This window comes from Bacteroides sp. CAG:189, from assembly GCF_000432295.1.
Lineage (GTDB): Bacteria > Bacteroidota > Bacteroidia > Bacteroidales > Bacteroidaceae > Bacteroides > Bacteroides salyersiae.
Genome location: NZ_HF991101.1, coordinates 38,747 through 59,417, shown reverse-complemented (window position 1 = coordinate 59,417; position 20,671 = coordinate 38,747). Strand labels below are relative to the sequence as shown.

The 20,671-nt window shown below is 41.9% G+C and carries 20 protein-coding genes and 2 pseudogenes; 12 read left to right on the top strand and 10 right to left on the bottom strand.

Annotation, left to right across the window (positions count from 1 at the left end):
* Nucleotides 1-49: 49 nt before the first annotated feature.
* The 8 genes from QVP90_RS14170 to QVP90_RS14135 all read left to right on the top strand — a co-directional run bounded on the left by QVP90_RS14170 (nucleotide 50) and on the right by QVP90_RS14135 (nucleotide 4,590).
* Complete coding sequence (locus tag QVP90_RS14170; protein WP_288204595.1) at nucleotides 50-850, top strand: hypothetical protein; 801 nt, start codon at nucleotides 50-52, stop codon at nucleotides 848-850.
* A 50-nt stretch (nucleotides 851-900) separates the two neighbouring features.
* Nucleotides 901-1,203 carry a hypothetical protein gene (locus tag QVP90_RS14165; RefSeq protein WP_021936809.1) on the top strand — a complete coding sequence of 101 codons (303 nt, stop codon included), beginning with the start codon at nucleotides 901-903 and terminating at the stop codon, nucleotides 1,201-1,203.
* 319 nt (nucleotides 1,204-1,522) lie between these two features.
* The gene (locus QVP90_RS14160; protein WP_244266401.1) at nucleotides 1,523-2,269 is read left to right on the top strand and encodes a C39 family peptidase; all 747 of its coding nucleotides are present in this window, start codon (nucleotides 1,523-1,525) and stop codon (nucleotides 2,267-2,269) included.
* A gap of 7 nt (nucleotides 2,270-2,276) precedes the next feature.
* Entirely contained in the window at nucleotides 2,277-2,780 is a 504-nt protein-coding gene (locus QVP90_RS14155) for a hypothetical protein (RefSeq protein WP_007478522.1), read from the top strand.
* Nucleotides 2,781-2,888: 108 nt separating this feature from the next.
* Nucleotides 2,889-3,383: a hypothetical protein gene (locus QVP90_RS14150; RefSeq protein ID WP_005925089.1), complete on the top strand. Its 495-nt coding sequence runs from the start codon at nucleotides 2,889-2,891 to the stop codon at nucleotides 3,381-3,383.
* Nucleotides 3,383-3,907 carry a hypothetical protein gene (locus tag QVP90_RS14145; protein ID WP_005925086.1) on the top strand — a complete coding sequence of 175 codons (525 nt, stop codon included), beginning with the start codon at nucleotides 3,383-3,385 and terminating at the stop codon, nucleotides 3,905-3,907. Before QVP90_RS14150 ends, QVP90_RS14145 begins: the two co-directional genes overlap by 1 nt.
* The gene (locus tag QVP90_RS14140; RefSeq protein WP_153881779.1) at nucleotides 3,904-4,053 is read left to right on the top strand and encodes a hypothetical protein; all 150 of its coding nucleotides are present in this window, start codon (nucleotides 3,904-3,906) and stop codon (nucleotides 4,051-4,053) included. Before QVP90_RS14145 ends, QVP90_RS14140 begins: the two co-directional genes overlap by 4 nt.
* A 120-nt stretch (nucleotides 4,054-4,173) precedes the next feature.
* Complete coding sequence (locus QVP90_RS14135; protein WP_147398872.1) at nucleotides 4,174-4,590, top strand: hypothetical protein; 417 nt, start codon at nucleotides 4,174-4,176, stop codon at nucleotides 4,588-4,590.
* Nucleotides 4,591-4,991: 401 nt separating this feature from the next.
* Here QVP90_RS14135 and QVP90_RS14130 read toward each other — a convergent pair whose 3' ends face one another.
* From QVP90_RS14130 to QVP90_RS14090, 9 genes are all read right to left on the bottom strand, one after another.
* Nucleotides 4,992-6,197, bottom strand: coding sequence for a hypothetical protein (locus tag QVP90_RS14130; protein ID WP_085930770.1), 1,206 nt, complete (start codon nucleotides 6,195-6,197; stop codon nucleotides 4,992-4,994).
* Nucleotides 6,198-6,206: 9 nt separating this feature from the next.
* Entirely contained in the window at nucleotides 6,207-6,851 is a 645-nt protein-coding gene (locus QVP90_RS14125; protein ID WP_005925081.1) for an ATP-binding cassette domain-containing protein, read from the bottom strand.
* A gap of 10 nt (nucleotides 6,852-6,861) precedes the next feature.
* Nucleotides 6,862-8,418: a DUF4836 family protein gene (locus tag QVP90_RS14120; protein WP_021936808.1), complete on the bottom strand. Its 1,557-nt coding sequence runs from the start codon at nucleotides 8,416-8,418 to the stop codon at nucleotides 6,862-6,864.
* 79 nt (nucleotides 8,419-8,497) lie between these two features.
* Complete coding sequence (locus QVP90_RS14115) at nucleotides 8,498-9,190, bottom strand: 16S rRNA (uracil(1498)-N(3))-methyltransferase (RefSeq protein ID WP_007478518.1); 693 nt, start codon at nucleotides 9,188-9,190, stop codon at nucleotides 8,498-8,500.
* Between the two features lie 9 nt (nucleotides 9,191-9,199).
* On the bottom strand, nucleotides 9,200-9,769 hold the full coding sequence (locus QVP90_RS14110; protein WP_005925073.1) for a bifunctional nuclease family protein: 570 nt from the start codon (nucleotides 9,767-9,769) through the stop codon (nucleotides 9,200-9,202).
* Nucleotides 9,770-9,771: 2 nt separating this feature from the next.
* Complete coding sequence (locus QVP90_RS14105; RefSeq protein WP_021936807.1) at nucleotides 9,772-11,025, bottom strand: nucleoside permease; 1,254 nt, start codon at nucleotides 11,023-11,025, stop codon at nucleotides 9,772-9,774.
* Nucleotides 11,026-11,394: 369 nt separating this feature from the next.
* The gene (locus tag QVP90_RS14100) at nucleotides 11,395-12,573 is read right to left on the bottom strand and encodes a class I SAM-dependent rRNA methyltransferase (protein WP_021936806.1); all 1,179 of its coding nucleotides are present in this window, start codon (nucleotides 12,571-12,573) and stop codon (nucleotides 11,395-11,397) included.
* Between the two features lie 50 nt (nucleotides 12,574-12,623).
* Nucleotides 12,624-13,265: a 3'-5' exonuclease gene (locus tag QVP90_RS14095; RefSeq protein WP_005925065.1), complete on the bottom strand. Its 642-nt coding sequence runs from the start codon at nucleotides 13,263-13,265 to the stop codon at nucleotides 12,624-12,626.
* A 9-nt stretch (nucleotides 13,266-13,274) separates the two neighbouring features.
* Nucleotides 13,275-13,934, bottom strand: coding sequence for a DUF5063 domain-containing protein (locus QVP90_RS14090; protein ID WP_021936805.1), 660 nt, complete (start codon nucleotides 13,932-13,934; stop codon nucleotides 13,275-13,277).
* A gap of 244 nt (nucleotides 13,935-14,178) precedes the next feature.
* Here QVP90_RS14090 and QVP90_RS19970 point away from each other — a divergent pair.
* The 4 genes and pseudogenes from QVP90_RS19970 to trxB form a co-directional block, all read left to right on the top strand.
* Nucleotides 14,179-14,929, top strand: a pseudogene (locus QVP90_RS19970) (DNA translocase FtsK 4TM domain-containing protein); the annotation flags it as partial.
* Nucleotides 14,930-15,048: 119 nt separating this feature from the next.
* A pseudogene (locus QVP90_RS14085) lies at nucleotides 15,049-16,692 on the top strand (DNA translocase FtsK); the annotation flags it as partial.
* A 19-nt stretch (nucleotides 16,693-16,711) separates the two neighbouring features.
* On the top strand, nucleotides 16,712-17,353 hold the full coding sequence (locus QVP90_RS14080) for a LolA-like putative outer membrane lipoprotein chaperone (RefSeq protein ID WP_021936804.1): 642 nt from the start codon (nucleotides 16,712-16,714) through the stop codon (nucleotides 17,351-17,353).
* A 51-nt stretch (nucleotides 17,354-17,404) separates the two neighbouring features.
* Nucleotides 17,405-18,352, top strand: coding sequence for a thioredoxin-disulfide reductase (gene trxB / locus QVP90_RS14075; protein WP_005925056.1), 948 nt, complete (start codon nucleotides 17,405-17,407; stop codon nucleotides 18,350-18,352).
* 100 nt (nucleotides 18,353-18,452) lie between these two features.
* On the opposite strand, the gene QVP90_RS14070 is transcribed toward trxB, so the two are convergent.
* Nucleotides 18,453-20,671: family 20 glycosylhydrolase (locus QVP90_RS14070; RefSeq protein WP_288204585.1), on the bottom strand; the 2,219-nt coding region annotated here is incomplete at its 5' end.

Genomic DNA, 20,671 nt, shown 5'->3' with positions numbered 1-20,671 from the left:
GATTGCCATTGAGATTGCTTGCGGATTTTAGGATGAATACTTAGAGGTTGTGGCGGAAAGAGGTATAATTGGTTTTATTCCGATTATTGGTATTATAGTCTATTCTATTAACAGCTATTATGGGCATAGTACCCGGGAACAAAAAAGTGCATTTTGGAGTCTTGTCGCGATAGCAATATGTTCTTTTTTCTCGTATTCGTTTGAATATGAGATTGTAAGGGTAGTATTTATATCTTCTTTTTTTATACTGATACTTCATCCGCTCATATCAGATAATAGAAGAATAGTAAAAGTAAAAGTACATCGATGGATTGTCTTTTTTCTCTCAACTATTCTTTTAATAAATACATTTTATCAAGGATTTTATGACATAAAATGGACTGACTTATTGAAGAGTGAAAATCCTTGCGATGTAAAAAATATGTGTGGTTATGAAGAGTTGTATCAAAATTCTTTTCTGGGACAACAATCTGCTTTCTTATATAATTATGGTGTTGTGTTACACCAAGCAGGAGAATACAGAAAAAGTAATGATATCCTGTTGAAATGCAGTAAAAAGATGAATGATTATGATGTACAGTTACTTCAAGGATATAATTATTTAGAAATGGAAAATATGCATTGTGCAGAAGGGTATTTTAAAACAGCTTCTAATATGATTCCTTGCCGTTTACTTCCCTTATATGAACTTTTTCGGATATATGTGGCCACTGGAAGAGATGATTTGGCTCTGGAGACTGCACAGAATATCATTAATATGCCTGTTAAAATAGTTTCGGCCAAGACTAATTTTATAAAGAAGAGAGTGAGCAATTATTTGAAACAGGCAAAGAAAGGAGGTGTTTTGTGATGTAATCAGGAGATTGTAACTTTAATATATAATTAATTAAAAATAAAAACATGAATCATTTAAAAATTTTAAAAGGAGTATCTTTAATCATACTACTATTGTGTGCATGTACGGAGGACTACGATATCTTGACAAATAAATCAAGGGATATCGATATAAAGTCAGATCTTGATATTGCGAGAAACTGGTATAACCAGCAACAGATTGCTCACGGAATGGAAACCCGTAGTGATAATCTTGATGTGAATCCTATTCCGGTTCTATCAGATAGTCCCAGTTGGGAATTTTACGCTATAAACCGGAATGATTCTTTATTAGTTGTAGATGTAGATTTAACGGATCGTGTATGTTAGGATTTTGTGACGAAAGAGAATTGGGATTTCTATCAACAGACAAAAGAATGGAAATATCGTCGTTCATATACTCGTTTTGTATATATGAAAAACTATAAAACGAATACAGAAACAGGATTTTTGATGACTATTATTATTCCATGATTTAAATGGTAAATTTGTAAACGGATGGAAATATGAAAGAGGAAAAGTGGTAAGCAAAATACGTAAAAAACGGTGGGATGATTTTCCGGATGCTGACAGATTGGTTTTCCGATCAATACCTGCACGGTACGAGGTAACTCCTCAACTCTATACTCCACCTGCTACGCGTGCTGGAATGGAAGATGATCCGCTCTATGATGGAGGAACATTCCCGGATATAATTGTGACACCTGATCCTAAACCGGATTGGGGGGATTATCCTCCTGGTGGTGGCTGGGTAGAGCACCCTGACGATAACTATCCTAATAATAACGAGGATGGCTATAATCATGATAATGACGGATATATAAATGAACCTCATGATGGCGGTTCCGGAGGGTATAATCCTCCTCCACTTACTCCACCTGCAAAAGGAAAAGATTTTGAATCTAAAGTTGGAGATAAAATTGTGGTTGGAAAATTGCCGGCAACGATGGAGAAACAGTTGCCTAATGGATGTGTTGTTGCTGTAATGGAATTAATTTATAGAATTTTTGGAGATCACATTAATATAAAGAAAGAAGGACAGCTTATTCAAGAATATATAAATTTGGCAAATTCCAAAGGGAGATTTGATATTACTATTGATACTTATTTTAATACTGAAACAGGAGGTGTAGAATTATCCTTATTGGCAGATTTTGTAGGAGAGAACTTCGAGTTGAATCCTTTTTCCGATTTTAAGAGTTCCATTGATAGAGGTGATGTTGTTATGGTGGATATCCCTTCAGAAATGGCTAATTCTGCACATAATGTATTAGTGATAGGATATCATACGAATGGCGATCTCATCTATATGGATCCTGAAGTCGGACATTGGAGAGAAGCTCCAGAGTCTTTTTTCTTAGGCGATTATTATTTTAGTATATCTAATTTAAAATAAATTTTTGATGAAGGATTTTAAAATATTTATCTTTTTGATGGCTGTTTGTACACTGTGTTTTTGTAGTCTAAATTTAGATGCCCAAGAAACAGGAAAAACAACTATCAGAAGTTTGACTCATCGGGATTGGATATGGCAATGTTCTGATAACATGTTTATTTATATGCATTTTGATAAAAAGACTGTTACTGCAACAATGTATAGTCGTAGCAGTTGGAGTTGGAGGTTTAATACTCATATTCCAAATAAATATAATAGTATTCACTCCGAGTCTCATCCTTATCATCTTTCAGACTCTATTCCTACCGTTTTTGAATATGATAAAGTTAATAATACGAAACGAGGGCACTATTTGGTGTTACCTACAAGAGGAATTATTATGTCATCTGTTCTTGAGATAGTAAAAATTGATCAGGATAGTCTTGTCCTAAGAGATAATTACTCAAAAAATGAAACATTCTATAGGGCAATTAAAAAGAAAGAGTTGAAAAAAATGGTAGATAGAAAATGATAAATTATTAAAAACTGATCTTAAAGTGATAGCCCTTGAAGATGATTGCTTGAAAGAATCTTTCAGGGCTATCTTTGATGAAATTAATATTTTCAAAAATAGAACAAAATGAATTATAAAGCTTTACTGTTGTTAGTTGGAAATTTGTGGATAGGGACACTTTTGTGTGCTCAGAAACCTGCTCCTACAACAATGGATTTATTGCAAAATAAGTATTGGGTATATAAAGAAGCTTTCAGGATAGGTAGTCTTGTGTATGAGCAATATGATCAAAGAGAGCAATGTAGTACTTTCTTTTCTAAGCAGGAAGAGTTAAGTGGATGCCGTGATTATTATCTTTCTGATACAATTGTACGCTCCTATCAAGAGGATAGTGTCGGGATGGTGAAGAATGGAAAATATATTGTGGAAAGAGGAAGACGGGACACGGATGTCTTTGAAATAATGAAATTAACATCCGATTCTCTTGTAATAAGGCTTTGTTTGGACTCTTTGCATAGAAGTATCGGGGGAGGGCATCCCGTTGTCTATACAGCAGAGAAAAAGAGGTTTATAAGTAAAATGAAAAAGAAGGTACGGGAACAACTTAAAATAAACCCTTGATGAAAAGTATTAAAATATTTATCTTTTTAATGGCTGTCTGTACACTGTGTTTTTGCAGCCTAAGTTTGCATGCCCAAACACAAAGAGAACTGACTTTGAAAGCCTTGACTCGTCGGGATTGGATATGGCAAGTAAATACTAATTTTCTAATCTATTATCATTTTGATAAAGATTCGGTTTCTATTTTGGCTTATGGACGGAGCAACAATCCATTCTATGCCACTCATTATCCTAATGAATACGAATGTAGCTATTGGGGGACTTATCCTTATTATCTTTCTGATTCTGTTCCTTCTGTTTTTGAACATGAGAAAGTTGGTAATATGAAACGCGGACGTTACTGGGTGACATTGTCCGGTAAGAATATTTTGTCTGTTTATGAAATAATAGAGTTTACCGGAGATCGTTTCATTCTAAATGACAACGATCCAAGATATAAAAGAGTTTATAAAGCGAACAAAAGAACGAAGCTTAGTAAGCTAATGAAGAAAAAAAGTAGATCAAAGAAAGATAAGTTACGATGAAAAAATATATTTCTGTTAAAGCGAGCCGGTATTTGGTTGTTGTCTTTTCTATTCAATTATGGTTGGTCTATTCTCGGACACTTCCGGCACAAAGCACCCCGGACAGTATCGTTTCTTTTTTACCCGTAGCGGAAGCAAGGCGTTAAGTAATATACCGGTGAAATATCGATACTTCACAAAAGCGCGGAAGAGAGAAAACCGACGATTACGGACGAATATATATATTGCTCAGCCGGATTAAAGAGCCGGGACGGAGAAGGATTGAAGTGAAATTCGACAGTCCTGAGTATATCTATCGGAGGACTTTTTATCTACCGGTGTTTTCCAATGATTTTGATGCTGCTTTTTTCCCGGAGGGAGGCCCGTTGTCGCCTGTTCTGCTTCAGAACATAGCATTCAAAATCCTGGGAGCGGACGGACTGTCGAGGGAAGCAGCCGGATACGTGTTGAATGCGCGTGGAGATACTCTTATGCATATCTGCTCTGAGCACGACGGAATGGGATCATTTACTTTGACTCCGGTAGCTGGGGAATCTTATCATGCCATTCTCACCTCATCCGATCATGTCATCAAGCGCTTTGATCTCCCTCCTGTCCGTCCTGAGGGCATTGTACTTTCTGCTGTCTGTTACAAGCAACTCATATACTCCGGACAGCACCTCTCCGGAAGATGTCGTTATTGAAGGTGTGGATAGAAATGGAAAAGTTTGCCGATATGTAACAACCATTAATCAGTATACAGAGTAGTGTGATGAAGCTGTGGGGATCTACCCTTGTAGAACATATATTTGTAAATCCTATTTCTTCCTTTATGAAGTACCTTTCCTTCGGTAATAAAGTTGTTTAAGGTTAGAGAAAATCTATAACCGAAAGTTCTGGTTATAAAACTAAAACTTGTAATTGTATAACTAAAACTTTTGGATGTAAAACCAAAAGTTGCGGTTATAGATTAGAATAGGATACGAAGATGTTTTTCTCCTAAGGAAAAGATGTTTATATCCTATTGTTAGTAACTTATCTATTCATATCCTCAATGGAGATGGAATATTATCCATACTCGGGGATCACCCATACTCGGGAGACATCAGGATTTATGCATCCAGATCGATAGTATCTTTCTTCTGATTGCCAGAATATTGATGACAGATACAATGATAAACAGGAAGACGCCTACGCTGACGGCCGGCCAAAGCGATCCGATTTCCAGTTGTGGAAACAATAGATAGAGTGCACCGGTATAGGAATGTCGTATCCAGGCGACCAAACAGAGAGAGATGGCCAGTACAATGGTGTTCAGCCCTAAAGTTAAGACTTGATAAGGGCGTGCTACGCGTGCAGGGCTATATCCTATCAGTAGCAGGTTTTCCAACTTAGTCGTATTTTTTTGAAGAAGAAGGAAGATGCTTAGCATCAGGATATAAAAGGAAAGAATACTGATGAATAAACCGACACCGAGCACAATGCCTACGATTAGGCGCAAAAAGTAAGTGGTTTTTCCGGCATCCAGTTTTCCGTCTTCCGTTTCATAACCTTTTTGTTGGAAGTATTTGGCGATAGAAGCATCTGCAGGGTTACCGACTTCAACAATAAGACGTGCCGGTTGTGCTTCTTTTTCCGGTGCAAAGTTATTATTGGCCCATGCCATAAAGGACTCCGGAACTAATATCGTATTTAACCGATTGGAAAAACCGACAATGTTGCCTTTGTATTGCTCTGTCTGTCCGTTACCACGTAGAGTGATATCCATCTGCACCAGGCTCATTACACCTTCCGAAAGCTTGGGGAGACTTCGACTTTGGGCAAAACCGAAGTTATACAGATTTAAATAATTGCGCGGGATAATAATAGGTATGCTGCGCGTTTCTTCGTCAAAATGCCATTTGTCGAGTTTTACATCGACAAATTCATCGGGCACTGCTTCAAAAAACATATCTGTGGAAAGGCGGATACCGGCTTCCTGCATGCCAAGACCTGCCGATACCTTAAACTGTGAAGGGGTAAAGATACCTATCTCTTCGGTGAAAGGCTGTTCCTTCAGTTCTTTTATTTCTTGCGGAGAGAAGGTATTGCTTTTGCCGGCGAAAGATCCTAACGTACTGATTCTTTTACTGACGATGATATAATCTTTTTTCATAAAGCTGTCTCCTTCAGTAAACATCGGGATGATATCTTTATAAAACTGTATACTGAGTAATACGATCATCATGCCAAAGAGGTTGGCAAAAAAGAAACCGGCAAGTTGACCGATGCTGATATGTTGGCGAAGAAGCTTCCAGATGAGTGTCATAATTGGGTTGTATTACAGGCGTAAAACATGATTATAGGGTAATTCGATGTGTTTCCCGATGGAAGTAACGATGATTCCGGCTTCTTGTCTTCCTGCTTCTTCCAGAAGCAGGTTGCTCATGATCTTTCCATTACAATCGTCCAAATGACTGATTGGCTCGTCCAGAAAGATAAAGTCGAAAGGCTGGCAGAGCGCCCGGATAAAGGCCACCCGTTGTTGTTGTCCGAAAGATAACTTGCCGGCCTTTATATGAACTTTGTCTGCAATACCCATTGTTTCGAAAAGTGCAAGGATCTCCTTTTTTTTCTTGTAGCCGGTCAGGTTGTTCTTCAACTGGATGTTTTCGAGTGCCGTCAGTTCGGTAAACAGGCGTAAATCCTGAAAAAGCATACTCAGCGAGTGTTTTCGGAGGTTGACCCATTGCTCCACTGAATATGCTTTGATATTTGTTTCATCGAAATTAATGATCCCCTGGTAGTCGTTCCGGTAACCGTAAATATAACTGCATAACGATGATTTTCCGGTTCCGGATGCTGCTTCTATCAGATACATCTCGCCCTTGCTGAATACGACATTTTTATGCCAGATATCCGATGTGATAGAATTACGGTCGGCAAACACTTGTGGAAGTGTCTGCCGCAGGTGGATACTTTTCATATCTTCAATATTACATGCCGGTAAACTTCTTGACGAAGTCTACGATTTGTTTCAACGAATTGGTATCTTTGTTTTTTAGAATAAGATCTACTTCACTTACACCGTCACTTACATTGCTCACTTCCAGATAGCTGACTTGTGAAGCAAGATTATAATAAGTCTGGTATTCTTCTCCTCCGAAGCCTGTCATCATTTTCACTATCGGCAGTTCGAGAATGGCGTCCATATTGATGACAAAGAAGAAGTTCTTACCTTTCATGTCCGATGCATAACTGGTATCTTTTATCGACTTATCAGCCGCTTTGCCGATATTTTTGTATAGTAATTCGTCATTGGTGGCGTACATCTGGTTATCTTTGAATCCGAAGAAAATGTTCATGGCTCTTGATTTGTACACATATTCATTATCACTCAGTAGCACGATGTCTTCTCCTCTTTTCAGATTCAATGCTTTCTTGTTGTCATAAAGTGCTTTCAGTGCATTCCCGTTTTTCACATCCGCATATGCTACGAAAGCCGGGTCTTTTCCCATGGTTATATTGATCAGTCCGGCAGAGATATCACCGTTGAAGGAGGCGAACAATGCCTTTACTTCTTCCGCTTTGGAAATGGATACCGTATTACGGAATTCTTCGTTTTCTTGCAATAAATTGTATAGTTCTTCCCCGTTGGCCCCTATGTTCATAAATGCAATCGTTGAGGCCGGGAAATATTTAAGGAAAGTTGTGTTTAGCTTTGTAGTTGCCTTTTCTTGCTTTTTCAGCATTGCTTTGGCTTCCTCGTTTTCTGTATAATATTCAAATTGCAGAGCTATTTTTCCTTTTTCAAAATTAAGGTTGCCGAGGGCCATGATATCTTTGGGATCTACCTTGATACTTGTCAGTCCTATGTTCAATTGGCGGGCATATGCTTGTGGCAGTGCGGCCAGTGATGCCAGGAAGTTGACATCTCCTTTTTGTTTCTGCATTTTCTGGAAACCGGCGTTGCCTGCGATACTCTTTTCGGGAGTCTGTTTCATCAGTTCACCAATGGCTTTCTGTGCATTTTCCATTTGCGATTTCCGGTTTACTTGCACGAGCATTGCGGTTGTTTCGTTGAAAGCGAATATGTTTTGGTTGGCCACTACGGCATAGCTATATCCGTCAGTATCTTCCACAGGTTGACAAATCTGCTCTTTTACCATGACATCCAGCGAAGTACGCAATTTATCGATGTCGAGTATTTTGGTAACTAAGGATGCGTATGGGAAAGAAGGAGAGGTGAAGACGTAAACGGGTGCGTCCACATCTATTCCCGACTCTTTCGGATTGTTCAATACTTTCTCCAATTGTTGGAAAGTGGCCGCCGTAGTTCCGCTTTTCAAGGCTTCTATCATTTTTTGTTTAGCTGCTTCGTTTTCTTTGTCTTTCAGGCCCGATTTGTCAGCGAGAGACTTTAGGTTGATAGACGCTACAGCTGAGGCATCTGCCGGAATGGCACTTGTGTATTCCGATTTCTGAGAACATGCGGCAATGAATACAATCAGCATTGCTGATACTAAAAGTCGGGAAATCATCTTCTTTACCATAATTATTTGTTTTTTAAGTGAAAAGTATTCAGTAATAGTGATTAGTGATAAGTGCCATGCGGAGTGATAGCGCAGCTCGCTAATCGCTATTTATTACCATTGTTGCCACCAGTGCCGCCGTTTCTGTTCGTAGCCGCGATTTACCTAAGCTAATAGGGCGGAAACCTTTCCCGATCGCTTTTTTGACTTCCTCTTCACTGAAGTCTCCTTCCGGGCCGATTAGTACTAAAGCGTCCTTCCCCGGTTCCAGTATATCCTTTAAAAGGGGCTTTTCACCTTCATAGCAGTGTGCTATGAACTTTTGTCCCGGATAATCTTGGGCTATGAATTTGTCAAATTCCACCATCTCGTTCAATTTAGGCAAACGTGCCTTTAGTGATTGCTTCATGGCAGATACGAGTATTTTCTCGATACGTTCCGTTTTGATGACTTTCCGTTCAGAGAAGCGGCAATTAAGAAATGTCAGTTCATCGAAACCGATCTCTGTTGCTTTTTCGGCAAACCATTCATTGCGGTCCATATTCTTGGTCGGCGCCATGGCAATGTGCAAATGTCCCGACCATAGAGGTGCTTGCGGAATGGTTTCAATCAGTTTTACTAAACAACGCTTATTAGTCGCCGCAGTGATTTCTGCACGGTAGAAGTTACCTTTACCATCCGTAAGGGTAATTTCGTCACCTATACCGAGACGCAATACACGCGTGCAGTGCTGTGCTTCTTCTTCTGGAAGTTCCGGTTTGGTCAGTATATCAGGGGTATAAAAAACGTGCATATTCTGGTTTTATTTTTTTCGGTTTATCTCATCACGCAAGCGGGCTGCCAACTCATAATTTTCGTCTTTGATAGCCTGTTCTAATGCGTTTTCCAATGAATTTATATTGGTAGAGTCACTGGTTTCATTTTCTTTATCCGGATTCTCTGCGGGACGTTCATCGTCATCATCCAAACGGATACACTCTCTATCGAGGATGGATTCATAAATATAGATCGGACAGTCGGAACGCACAGCCAGTGCGATGGCATCCGAAGTACGGCAATCGATACGGATAATCTCTTCCTCTTTTTGCAGATAAATGTACGAGTAGAAAACACCTTCCTTTGCTTTGTAAATAAGAACTCTGAGCATTTTTGTTCCCAGAATGTTCAGGCAAGTGTAGAATAAATCGTGCGTTAACGGGCGTGGTGCCTTTACACCTTTCAGACATAAGGCAGTGGCTTGCGCTTCGGCAGGACCTATGATGATAGGCAGTTGCCGTTCCCCGTCCACTTCTCCTAACACCAAGGCATAGGCACCTACCTGTGCCTGGCTGTTGGAGATGTTTAATACTTGTAATTCTATCTTTTTATCCATTGTTATTTTTTACTTAATTCTTCGGGTTGATGCTTGTATCTGAAAACCAGTGCAAACAAAATTCCGATGACTAATGCATAACCCGCAAAAATAAACCAGATATCCGGCCATTCGCGGCTGATTAACATTCCATCCGAATAAACCGAGAAAGCATCTACTACCGCACCGCTGGCATATCCTCCGATGATGGCTCCCAATCCGTTGGTCATCATAAAGAATAGTCCTTGGGCACTGGCTCTGATTTCCGGTTTGGCTTCTAATTCAACAAACAGAGAACCCGAAATGTTGAAGAAATCAAATGCCATCCCATAAACGATCATTGAAAGTATCAGCATCCATAATCCGGATCCCGGGTCGCCGAGTCCGAAAAGGCCGAAGCGGAATACCCACGCGAACATGCTGATAAGCATCACCCGTTTGATTCCGAAGTGTCTCAAAAAGAAGGGTATGGCAAGAATAAACAGGGTTTCACTCATTTGTGAGATAGAAAGCAGGATGACGGAATGCTTCACCCCGAATGAATCGGCAAATTCGGGTATGGAAGCAAAACTGCCTAAAAAAAGATCTCCGTAACTGTTTGTGATTTGCAAAGCAGCCCCTAACAGCATGGAGAAAAAGAAGAAAATAGCCATTTTCTTGCGTTTGAATAATACCAGTGCATCGAGTCCGAAAGCGGAAAGCATATTTTTGTTTTCGCTTTTGGCAGGCGGACAGGCGGGAAGCGTAAAAGAATAGAAACCCAGAATGAGTGCTGCCGCACCGCCTACATAAAGTTGCGCACAGGAGGATTTGAATCCTGTCAAGTCTACCGCCCACATGGCGCAAATGAAACCGATAGTTCCCCATACACGAATGGGAGGGAAATCTTTGACGATATCACATTTATATTGTTCAAGAGCATTGTATGAAACGGTGTTGGCCAATGACAAGGTTGGCATATATACCAACAGGTTGAGTAACATTGCCCAATACATATGGTCGTAATCAGTGGCTGTGGAAGCATAGAAAAGACAGGCTGCGCCCAAAAGGTGAAGAATACCGTACAGTCTTTCGGCATTTACCCACTTGTCGGCGATAATACCTGTCAGGCCCGGCATGATAAGTGAAGCGATCCCCATTGTAGCAAAGATGGCACCTATTTGTCCACCTTCAAAGTGCAGAACACCGCCCATATAGCCACCTAACGAAATTAACCACGATCCCCACACAAAGAACTGCAGGAAGTTCATAATAATCAATCGATACTTGATGCTCATATTGTTTTCATTTAGTTACGGGTAATAAGCTGCAATTTTAGTCAGGTGGTATTACTGTACAATGCGACTTCGTTTGTAGCTCGTTACTATTCAATATAGCTGCAAATATAATGTTTTTCGTTGATTGCGCACCAAAAGTGTGGAGAAAAGAGCCTGTTTCAAGAGGAAAATAGGGATGGGACAGGTATATAAAAAAAAGAAGGCTATCTATCCCAGACAGCCAATCTTTATTAACCTTAAATCTAATACCATGAAAAACACAGTGCAAAGATAAATGGTTTTATGTTTTAGAACATAATGTTTTGCTATAAATCTGCGATTTGTTAACCTTAATTAACTTTGGTAATTCCTTTATTCTGTTATTGGGCCTTACTCCACATATAGAACCAATCCTTTCAGGTATTCTCCTTCCGGATGGTAAATATTGACAGGATGATCTGCCGGCTGCGTCAACTGATGCAAAATACGTACGCTACGTCCCGACATGGCAGCTGCGGTAAACACGGCAGTACGGAAATTATCTTTGGTTACTACCTGTGAACAGGAAAAAGTAAACAGTATGCCACCCGGTTTGATTTTTTCAAAAGCTTTGGCATTCAATTTACGATAACCTTGCAAGGCATTGCGTAGCGCGTCTTTATGTTTTGCAAAAGCGGGCGGATCAAGAACGATCAGGTCGTATTGGTCACCCATCCGGTCAAGGTACTTAAAGGCATCTTCTGCATATGCTTCATGACGTGGGTCACCGGGGAAGTTCAGTTCGACGTTTTTGTTTGTCAGATCAATTGCTTTGGACGAGCTGTCTACGGAATGGACAAGCTTGGCACCGCCGCGCATTGCATAAAACGAGAATCCTCCGGTATAGCAGAACATATTCAGTACCGAACGGTCTTTGGCATAACGTTCCAATAGAGCCCGGTTCTCACGTTGGTCTACAAAAAAGCCTGTTTTCTGTCCTTTCAACCAGTCTACATGAAACTGCAAACCGTATTCGCGGGCGATATTATCGGTGCTTCCGCCTTTCAGAAAACCGTTTTCCGGGAAAAGATCGGCTTTGAAGGGCAGGGTTGTTTCTGATTTATAATAAATATTTTCTATTTTGTCGCCCATCACTTCCGACAAAGCTTCGGCAATGGCCATCCGGTCGACGTGCATACCGGCAGAATGGGCTTGCATGACGGCTGTCTTGGCGTATATATCGATTACCAGGCCGGGCAGATTATCTCCTTCGCCATGCACCAGACGATAGGTGTCGTTGGTGGGATTGGTGGCGATTCCGATACTCTTGCGCATGTCATAGGCTATTGCTAATTTACGCTTCCAGAAGTCGGAATCGATTGGCTCCTGTTTGAAAGAGAGCACGCGCACCGCGATACTTCCTATCTGGAAATGTCCTTCGGCTATAAATTCTTTTTTAGAGGTGTATACTTCCACAACTTCACCTTCTTCCGGTTCTCCGTCAAAACGGGCGATAGCACCGGAGAAAATCCAGGGGTGAAAACGTTTTAATGATTCTTCTTTGCCGGGTTTTAAGTATACTTTATACATTGTGAATTATGATTTATGAATGATGATGATTTATGAAAAGGGAAGAAAGGCTATTTTGCCTGCGATTCGTCTTCGGCGGTTACGGTGGCTTCTTCTATTTCAAAGTTGCCGGTACGTTTTAGCTCCTGCAACCGGTTATAGATGTTCAGGCAAGCCCATGCGTCTGTTGCCGCATACTGTTTCTGAGCATCCGTCAGTACATCTGCTTCCCAGTTGGATAGGCGTTGTGACTTGGAAATCTTTTCTTTGAACAGAATGCCGTATATCTTTTGCAGACTTTTGTCCTGAATGCCGAAAGGACGTACGAAATCCTGTAGTTCTATGCAACCCTGCTGATTGAACGGTGCACGTTTATGCAACATCATGAAATCGTCACGAAGTGATAATCCCACTTTTATTATTTCCGGGTTTTCCAATAGTCCTATTAACGATTGTGTGAGTCCTGTCATGTTTAAACGAAACAGGAAACAGCATTCGTCTGACGAGATTTGCAGTAACGCTACCTTATGAGACTGCCCTTTGGTGAATGACGGGCGGGTTTCGCTGTCAATACCCAATATCTGTTGCGCCTGCAGATACGCTACTGCCTTGTCGGCCTCCTTTTCGCTTTGGATCACATATATCGGTCCCTCAAAGACAGCTTTCGGCAGTTCCTTTATCTCTTCTTTGCTTATTGTTCTTTTTATAACCATTTTCTTTTCTTATTCATCGTCGTGGCAATGACAGCCATGGTCGTGGCAGTGGCAATCGCCCTCTTCGCAATGACAGTCTTCGTCATCACAATGGCAATGGTCATTGTCTGATTCATACTCATCTTCTTCTTCAGTCTCCTCTTCTTCATCCGGCTCCTGATTATACTTCACATCATGGAGTGCACGAAGGGTATTTACCAACTTTTGCCCCCATAACATTCCGAAGTTTTCTTGGCAGATGGCAAGAGAATCGTTCATCGTTTCATTCAGACCGAGTTGAAATACGAAAATAAAATCACGGATATCCTGATAAATGTCGGCAAGATCTTCCGAAATGTTTTTCTTGATCGGTTGGTCGCTGTATGCCATCTCCGGTAGGAAAACTTCGAGATAGTCGTCTTTCTCAGCCAGGATGTCCGACAGGTTTATACGTAAAACTTCGTACATCTCTTCCGTCACATAAGTTTCCGGTGCTTCATCACCTATTGTTTCGCACTTAGGGAGCATGGATGCCTTGAGATAAAGCAATGGAAGTATTTTTAGGGTTGTATCGACAAAAGCCTTACGTTTCATGCCCTCGGCACGTTCCAGAAAAGCACAGAATTCTGCGGCTACCGTAACGAATTCTATTACATTTTTATCGAATATAGTCTGACTCTCTTTCTTCATATCTGCTTAATTTGAAACGCAAAGGTAAGAAAAAGGATTGAAAGAGAACGGGGATTAGTAATAAAACAATCTAAAGCTGCTTAAAGATACACAGCGTCATATGGCAGAAGGCGGGCTTCTTGTATCCTGTATGGCCGGAGGATAATTGGGAATAGGCAATAACTTTAAAGGTAACAGTTAGGAAGAAAATTGTTTTTTTACTACTTTTGCATCTCTAATATAATATAAAGGTAAAAGAATACTCATGGCAAAAAAGAAATCAGATAAAGAGAAAGATACGGAATCTAAAGTACCTTCTACTAATAAGTTTACAGCATTTTTTAAGAACGAGACGATTCATTTTGTCATCGGGTTGGTACTGGTGATATTCTCTGTATATTTATTGTTGGCATTCTCTTCCTTCTTCTTTACAGGGGCAGCCGACCAGAGCATTATTGACAGTGGAAATCCGCATGATTTATCGACGGTGAATAATCATGTGAAAAACTATGCCGGTTCACGCGGGGCTCAACTGGCCAGCTATCTGATTAACGACTGTTTCGGTATATCGTCGTTTTTTATCCTTGTTTTTCTGGCGGTGGCCGGTTTGAAGCTGATGCGTGTGCGAATTGTCCGGTTGTGGAAATGGTTTATCGGTTGTTCGTTATTGCTTGTTTGGTTTTCCGTATTTTTCGGTTTCGCCTTTATGGATACTTATCAGGATTCATTTATCTATCTGGGAGGCCGGCATGGATATAATGTCGCCAATTGGTTGACTTCTCAAGTCGGACAGCCGGGAGTGTGGCTGATACTGCTCGTGACAGCCATCTGTTTCTTGATTTATGTCAGTGCACGTACGGTGATATGGTTGCGTAAACTCTTTACTCTTAGTTTCCTTAAGCGTACTAAAAAGGAAGAGACAGAAGAAGATAAACCGGCTTTTGCCGATCAACAGCCGAAACCGGAATTTGTCAATCCAAAACCTCATGAAGTGGAATTCTCTATGGACAGGACTTTCCAGCAGGTACCTGCTTCGAAAGAGACAAAGGTGAAAGAGCCGGAGGTACAGGAACCGGATGTGCGGGAACCGGAATTTGTTGTTCCGGCGAATACGGAGCATGAACTGCCGGCAGGAGAGGAAGTGACGATGACATTCGAACCTACAACTCCCGATCCGTTGCCTGCGGTGGATAAACAGGCAGATAAAGAACCGGACTTTGAAATAGAGGTTGCTGAAGATGATGATGAAAACTACCGTGGCAAGGAGACGGAGCCTTATAATCCGAAACTCGATCTTGAGAATTACCGTTTTCCTACCATTGACTTGATGAGGCATTATGAAAATAATGAACCTACCATCAATATGGAAGAGCAAAATGCAAACAAGGATAAGATTATCAATACATTGCGTAGCTTTGGTATTGAGATCAGCACGATCAAGGCAACGGTAGGACCCACAGTGACGCTTTATGAAATTACTCCCGAACAAGGGGTGCGTATCTCCAAAATACGCGGACTGGAGGATGATATTGCTCTCAGCCTTTCTGCATTGGGGATCCGTATTATTGCTCCGATTCCGGGGAAGGGAACGATCGGTATCGAAGTTCCGAACTCCAATCCGAAAATCGTTTCGGGACAAAGTATTATCGGCAGTAAGAAATTCCAGGAATCGACGTATGATTTGCCGATTGCATTTGGTAAAACGATTACAAATGAAGTGTTTATGGTCGACCTCTGCAAAATGCCCCACGTACTTGTGGCCGGTGCTACCGGACAGGGTAAATCTGTCGGTCTGAACGCGATCATTACTTCGCTGCTTTATAAGAAACATCCTGCCGAACTGAAATTTGTTCTGGTCGATCCGAAGAAAGTGGAATTCAGTATTTATTCGGTGATAGAACACCATTTCCTTGCCAAATTGCCTGATGGTGGAGATGCCATTATAACAGATGTAACCAAGGTTGTGCAGACTTTAAACTCTGTCTGTGTGGAGATGGACACCCGCTATGACTTGTTGAAAATGGCACATGTGCGCAATATAAAGGAATATAACGAGAAGTTTGTCAATCGTCGTTTGAATCCGGAAAAGGGGCACAAGTTTATGCCTTATATCGTCGTGGTGATCGATGAGTTCGGTGACTTGATCATGACTGCCGGCAAGGAGATTGAATTGCCTATTGCCCGTATTGCCCAGTTGGCCCGTGCGGTAGGTATCCATATGATTATCGCTACCCAGCGTCCGACGACGAATATTATAACAGGTACGATTAAAGCGAACTTCCCGGCACGTGTCGCTTTCCGTGTATCGGCTATGATGGACTCGCGTACCATTCTCGACCGTCCGGGAGCCAACCAACTGATAGGCCGGGGAGATATGTTGTTCCTGCAAGGTGCCGATCCGGTTCGTGTGCAATGTGCGTTTATCGATACACCGGAGGTAGAAGAGATAACGAAGTTTATAGCGAAGCAGCAAGGTTATCCCACTGCTTTCTTCCTGCCCGAGTATGTCAGTGAAGATGGGGGCAGTGATCTGGGTGATGTGGATATGGGACGTCTCGATCCGTTGTTTGAAGATGCCGCCCGTCTGATTGTTATTCATCAACAAGGTTCTACTTCGTTGATACAACGTAAGTTCTCTATCGGTTATAACCGTGCCGGCCGTATTATGGACCAATTGGAGAAAGCAGGAATCGTAGGCCCTACTCAGGGAAGCAAGGCGCGCGATGTGTTGTGCATCGATGAAAACGACCTGGAAATGAGATTGAACAATTTACAATAAGTAAGCGTTAATACAACAAATGGAAAAGTACATTTTTAGCATTTTGATAGCTTTACTGACTTTGCCTGTGTTTGCCCAAAAACAAGCGCAGGCAAAACTCATGCTGGATAAGACGGCTGCTGCTTTTGAGAAGGCCGGCGGTGTACAAGCCGATTTTACTGTAGAGGCTTTTAATAAGGGAGGCTTGTTAGGTAAAGCCGTCGGGAACATAAAACTGAAGGGGGAGAAGTTTTTATTGAAAACATCTGAAACAATTTCTTGGTTTGACGGGGAAACCCAATGGAGCTATTTAACGCAAAATGATGAGGTGAACATCAGTACTCCTACGGAAGAAGAATTGCAGGGTATGAATCCTTACGCGTTGCTTTATCTTTATAAGAAAGGCTTTGATTATAAACTGGGAGTCGAAAAGAAGTTTAGAGGAACGCCCGTCAGCGAGGTTGTTCTTACTGCAACGAATAAGAAACAGGATTTATCGCGCATTGTGCTTTATGTGACGAAAGATACTTACGAACCTGTTTTTATTGCTGTAGAACAGAGAGACGGCAGCCGGAGCGAGATAACAATCACCCGGTATCAGACAGGATTAAAGCTGGCTGACTCTGTGTTTGTGTTCGATAAGAAACAATACCCTACTGCCGAAGTCATAGATTTGAGATAAACAGTAGTTTTTCAACCTTGAATAGTAAATTGTAAAATAACAAATAGAACGATGGAAATAGAAAAAGTGAAATGCCTGATTGTAGGTTCGGGCCCCGCCGGATATACGGCGGCGATATATGCAGGACGTGCTAATTTGTCTCCTGTGCTTTATGAAGGACTTCAGCCCGGCGGGCAGTTGACTACAACCACAGACGTGGAAAACTTTCCCGGATACCCCGAAGGGATCAGCGGGCCGCAATTGATGGAAGATTTACGTGCACAGGCAGGGCGTTTCGGTGCGGATATCCGTTTTGGTATTGCCACTGCCTCTGATTTGAGTAAGGCTCCTTATAAGATTACAATTGACGGCGACAAGGAAATCGAAACGGAAACATTGATTATTGCAACCGGAGCTACGGCCAAATACTTGGGATTGGACGACGAAAAGAAATACGCCGGAATGGGTGTGAGCGCTTGTGCCACTTGTGACGGTTTCTTCTACCGGAAGAAAGTGGTTGCTGTTGTCGGCGGTGGTGATACGGCTTGTGAAGAGGCGATTTATCTGGCCGGATTAGCCTCAAAGGTATATTTGGTGGTTCGTAAACCCTATCTGCGTGCGTCGAAAATTATGCAGGAACGTGTGCGGAATCATGAGAAGATCGAGGTGCTGTTTGAACATAATGTGACAGGACTCTTCGGTGAAAACGGTGTAGAAGGTATGAGCCTTGTGAAACGTTGGGGAGAACCGGATGAGGAACGTTACACATTGCCTGTCGATGGTTTCTTCCTGGCCATCGGACATAAACCGAATTCTGATATCTTTAAACCTTATCTGGATACGGATGAAGTGGGATATATCATAACGACACCCGACAAGCCTTGTACGAAGATACCGGGTGTTTTTGCCGCCGGAGATGTGGCCGATCCGCATTATCGTCAGGCGATAACGGCTGCCGGAAGCGGTTGTAAAGCTGCTATTGAGGCTGAACGTTATTTGTCGGAAAAGGGACTTATTTAATGAAAGAAATAGAAAATAGGATTTAAAAGAAACGGGCTGTGCGATGAAAAGTTGCACAGCCCGTTTTTGTGAATTTTATAATCCGTTTTAATCTCTTTTTTTAATAGATTTCTATCTCATCAATGTAGAGGTCGGCCTGCAGAAGCTTTTTCGGAGAATCGGTTTTGAAATCGATTCCGTTGCGCAGGGTACCTCCATTGCGGATGGTCACTTTTACATAACCGGCTTCGGTAGGGGAAAAAGAGAGAGAATCGGTGTATGCTTTCCTTCCCTTTTCGGGCAGTTGCCTTGTAAATGAAGCAGTTGCTACTTCGCGGTACTGTTTTCCATCATCGGAGACTTCTACTTTTGCACTGCCGGCAGGCAGGATACGGTAAGCCGGGTTGAACAGCGAACCGAATACGACTTTACTAATCTGTACCGGTTTGTCCAGTTGTACTGTGAATATGACTTCTGTACGCTGATCGTTCATGGCGAAACTGGTCCACGGAGTGTAAGAGGCATTGTTTCCACGTTTACCGTTAGTCAGTCCGAAAGTTGTTTTATCAGCTCCGAACAGATCGTTTTCTCCAAAAGTATCTCCGGCTATCCATCCAGTACCAGGTGTCACGGTGAAGCTTTTCCCACTGATGAGGTTGCCGTAGAGAGGCTTGTGGCGAACTTTCCCTAACATTTTACCGTTTTTGAAAGCAGTTGCTTTCAAATCGATATTTCCTTGTAGCGGGAAAGGTGCGGTATAGAGGGTAGATTGAAGTGTCGGTTCGCTTCCATCGGTCGTATAATGAATTTCCGCATCCGGATAATAGCATTCTAATACTACATTTAGCGTATCGTTTTCTACGTGGGTATTAATGTTTACATCAAAGAAATTACGGCATGCTTTGACATTCATGATATCCAGTCTTTCGAACTCTCCGGCCATACGTCGGCAGAAACTTTCCCAGCCTTTATTTTGATTTTGTGTCCAACCGGTTTCGGCAATGGCAATGGCTTTGGGAAATATCTGATAGTCGCGACGGTCATCGGTCTGCATGTACTCCGCCCATGCATTTCCCTGTACGCCGATGATGTGTTTCTTTACCAGTTCATCAGCATTATCTTCTACCGGATTGTAGGTATAGGTCATTTTAAGGGTGACATATCCGCCGATAGTGACCGGTGCTGTTTCCGGATCTTCCTGATAGTAATCCACATACATATACGGACTTGGAGTCATGATAGCATTGTGTCCCAACTTGGCAGCGTTCATTCCGCCTGCCACACCTCTCCATGACATGACGGTAGCGTTGGGGGCCAAACCTCCTTCCAGGATTTCGTCCCAACCGATGATGTTGCGCCCTTTACCGTTCAGGTATTTCTCCATGCGGGTAACGAAATAGCTTTGCAGCTTGTCCTCCTTACTGTGTAGTTTTCCGTCAATGGAATTCGGAGTCGTATCGTCTTTTAATCCTAATTTCTTTATAAGTTCTTGGCAGTGTGTGCAATTCTTCCAGGATGTCTTGGGACATTCGTCGCCTCCTATGTGGATATATGCACTTGGGAAGAGTTCTATGACTTCATCCAGCACTCCCTCCAAAAAGGCAAAAGTTTCTTCTTTGGGGCAATACACTTGATCGAATACTCCCCACGTACCCGTTACGTCATAAGTCGTATCGGGCGTGCACGAAAGCTCCGGATAAGAGGCTATGGCAGCGATGGCATGGCCCGGCATTTCGATTTCCGGGATGACCGTAATGTATTTGCTGGCTGCATAAGCCACTACCTCTTTTATCTGTTCCTGAGTATAATATCCTCCGACTTCTTTCCCGTCAAAGATTTGAGGATAGTTGGTATAATAGTAATCTACCAAAGTTTCTTTTCGTTTAGAACCGATTTCCATTAGTTTGGGGAACTTTTTAATTTCAATTCTCCATCCTTGATCATCCGTCAGGTGCCAGTGGAAAATGTTCATCTTGTGCATGGCAAGCATGTCGATAAACTTGTATACATAATCTATCGAAGCGAAATTCCGGCATGGATCGAGCATCATTCCACGGTAAGAGAAACGGGGAGCATCTTCTATTTCGACGGCTGGTACAGACCAGTTGGCGCGTTTGTTACGTACTTTACCGTAAACCTCCGGGGGGAGAAGTTGATAAAGTGTTTGCAAAGCATAGAAAAAACCGTTGGGTTGTGAAGCCGTAATAGTGATATTGGCAGGGGTTACGGATAACTTATATCCTTCCTGCGGCAATCCTTCCTGTGTGTTGAATGTGATGGCAGGAATTCCGTCATGTTCTTTATCTGTCCGCTCCAATGAGATACCGGCTGGGGGAGCCA

Coding starts and splice junctions, on each gene's coding strand:
- QVP90_RS14150 (WP_005925089.1), top strand. CDS start 2,889: ATGAATTATAAAGCTTTACTGTTGTTAGTTGGAAATTTGTGGATAGGG.
- QVP90_RS14100 (WP_021936806.1), bottom strand. CDS start 12,573: ATGTATAAAGTATACTTAAAACCCGGCAAAGAAGAATCATTAAAACGT.
- QVP90_RS14095 (WP_005925065.1), bottom strand. CDS start 13,265: ATGGTTATAAAAAGAACAATAAGCAAAGAAGAGATAAAGGAACTGCCG.
- QVP90_RS14140 (WP_153881779.1), top strand. CDS start 3,904: ATGAAAAAATATATTTCTGTTAAAGCGAGCCGGTATTTGGTTGTTGTC.
- QVP90_RS14155 (WP_007478522.1), top strand. CDS start 2,277: ATGAAGGATTTTAAAATATTTATCTTTTTGATGGCTGTTTGTACACTG.
- QVP90_RS14145 (WP_005925086.1), top strand. CDS start 3,383: ATGAAAAGTATTAAAATATTTATCTTTTTAATGGCTGTCTGTACACTG.
- trxB (WP_005925056.1), top strand. CDS start 17,405: ATGGAAATAGAAAAAGTGAAATGCCTGATTGTAGGTTCGGGCCCCGCC.
- QVP90_RS14115 (WP_007478518.1), bottom strand. CDS start 9,190: ATGCACGTTTTTTATACCCCTGATATACTGACCAAACCGGAACTTCCA.
- QVP90_RS14160 (WP_244266401.1), top strand. CDS start 1,523: ATGGAAGATGATCCGCTCTATGATGGAGGAACATTCCCGGATATAATT.
- QVP90_RS14165 (WP_021936809.1), top strand. CDS start 901: ATGAATCATTTAAAAATTTTAAAAGGAGTATCTTTAATCATACTACTA.
- QVP90_RS14125 (WP_005925081.1), bottom strand. CDS start 6,851: ATGAAAAGTATCCACCTGCGGCAGACACTTCCACAAGTGTTTGCCGAC.
- QVP90_RS14120 (WP_021936808.1), bottom strand. CDS start 8,418: ATGGTAAAGAAGATGATTTCCCGACTTTTAGTATCAGCAATGCTGATT.
- QVP90_RS14080 (WP_021936804.1), top strand. CDS start 16,712: ATGGAAAAGTACATTTTTAGCATTTTGATAGCTTTACTGACTTTGCCT.
- QVP90_RS14090 (WP_021936805.1), bottom strand. CDS start 13,934: ATGAAGAAAGAGAGTCAGACTATATTCGATAAAAATGTAATAGAATTC.
- QVP90_RS14105 (WP_021936807.1), bottom strand. CDS start 11,025: ATGAGCATCAAGTATCGATTGATTATTATGAACTTCCTGCAGTTCTTT.
- QVP90_RS14110 (WP_005925073.1), bottom strand. CDS start 9,769: ATGGATAAAAAGATAGAATTACAAGTATTAAACATCTCCAACAGCCAG.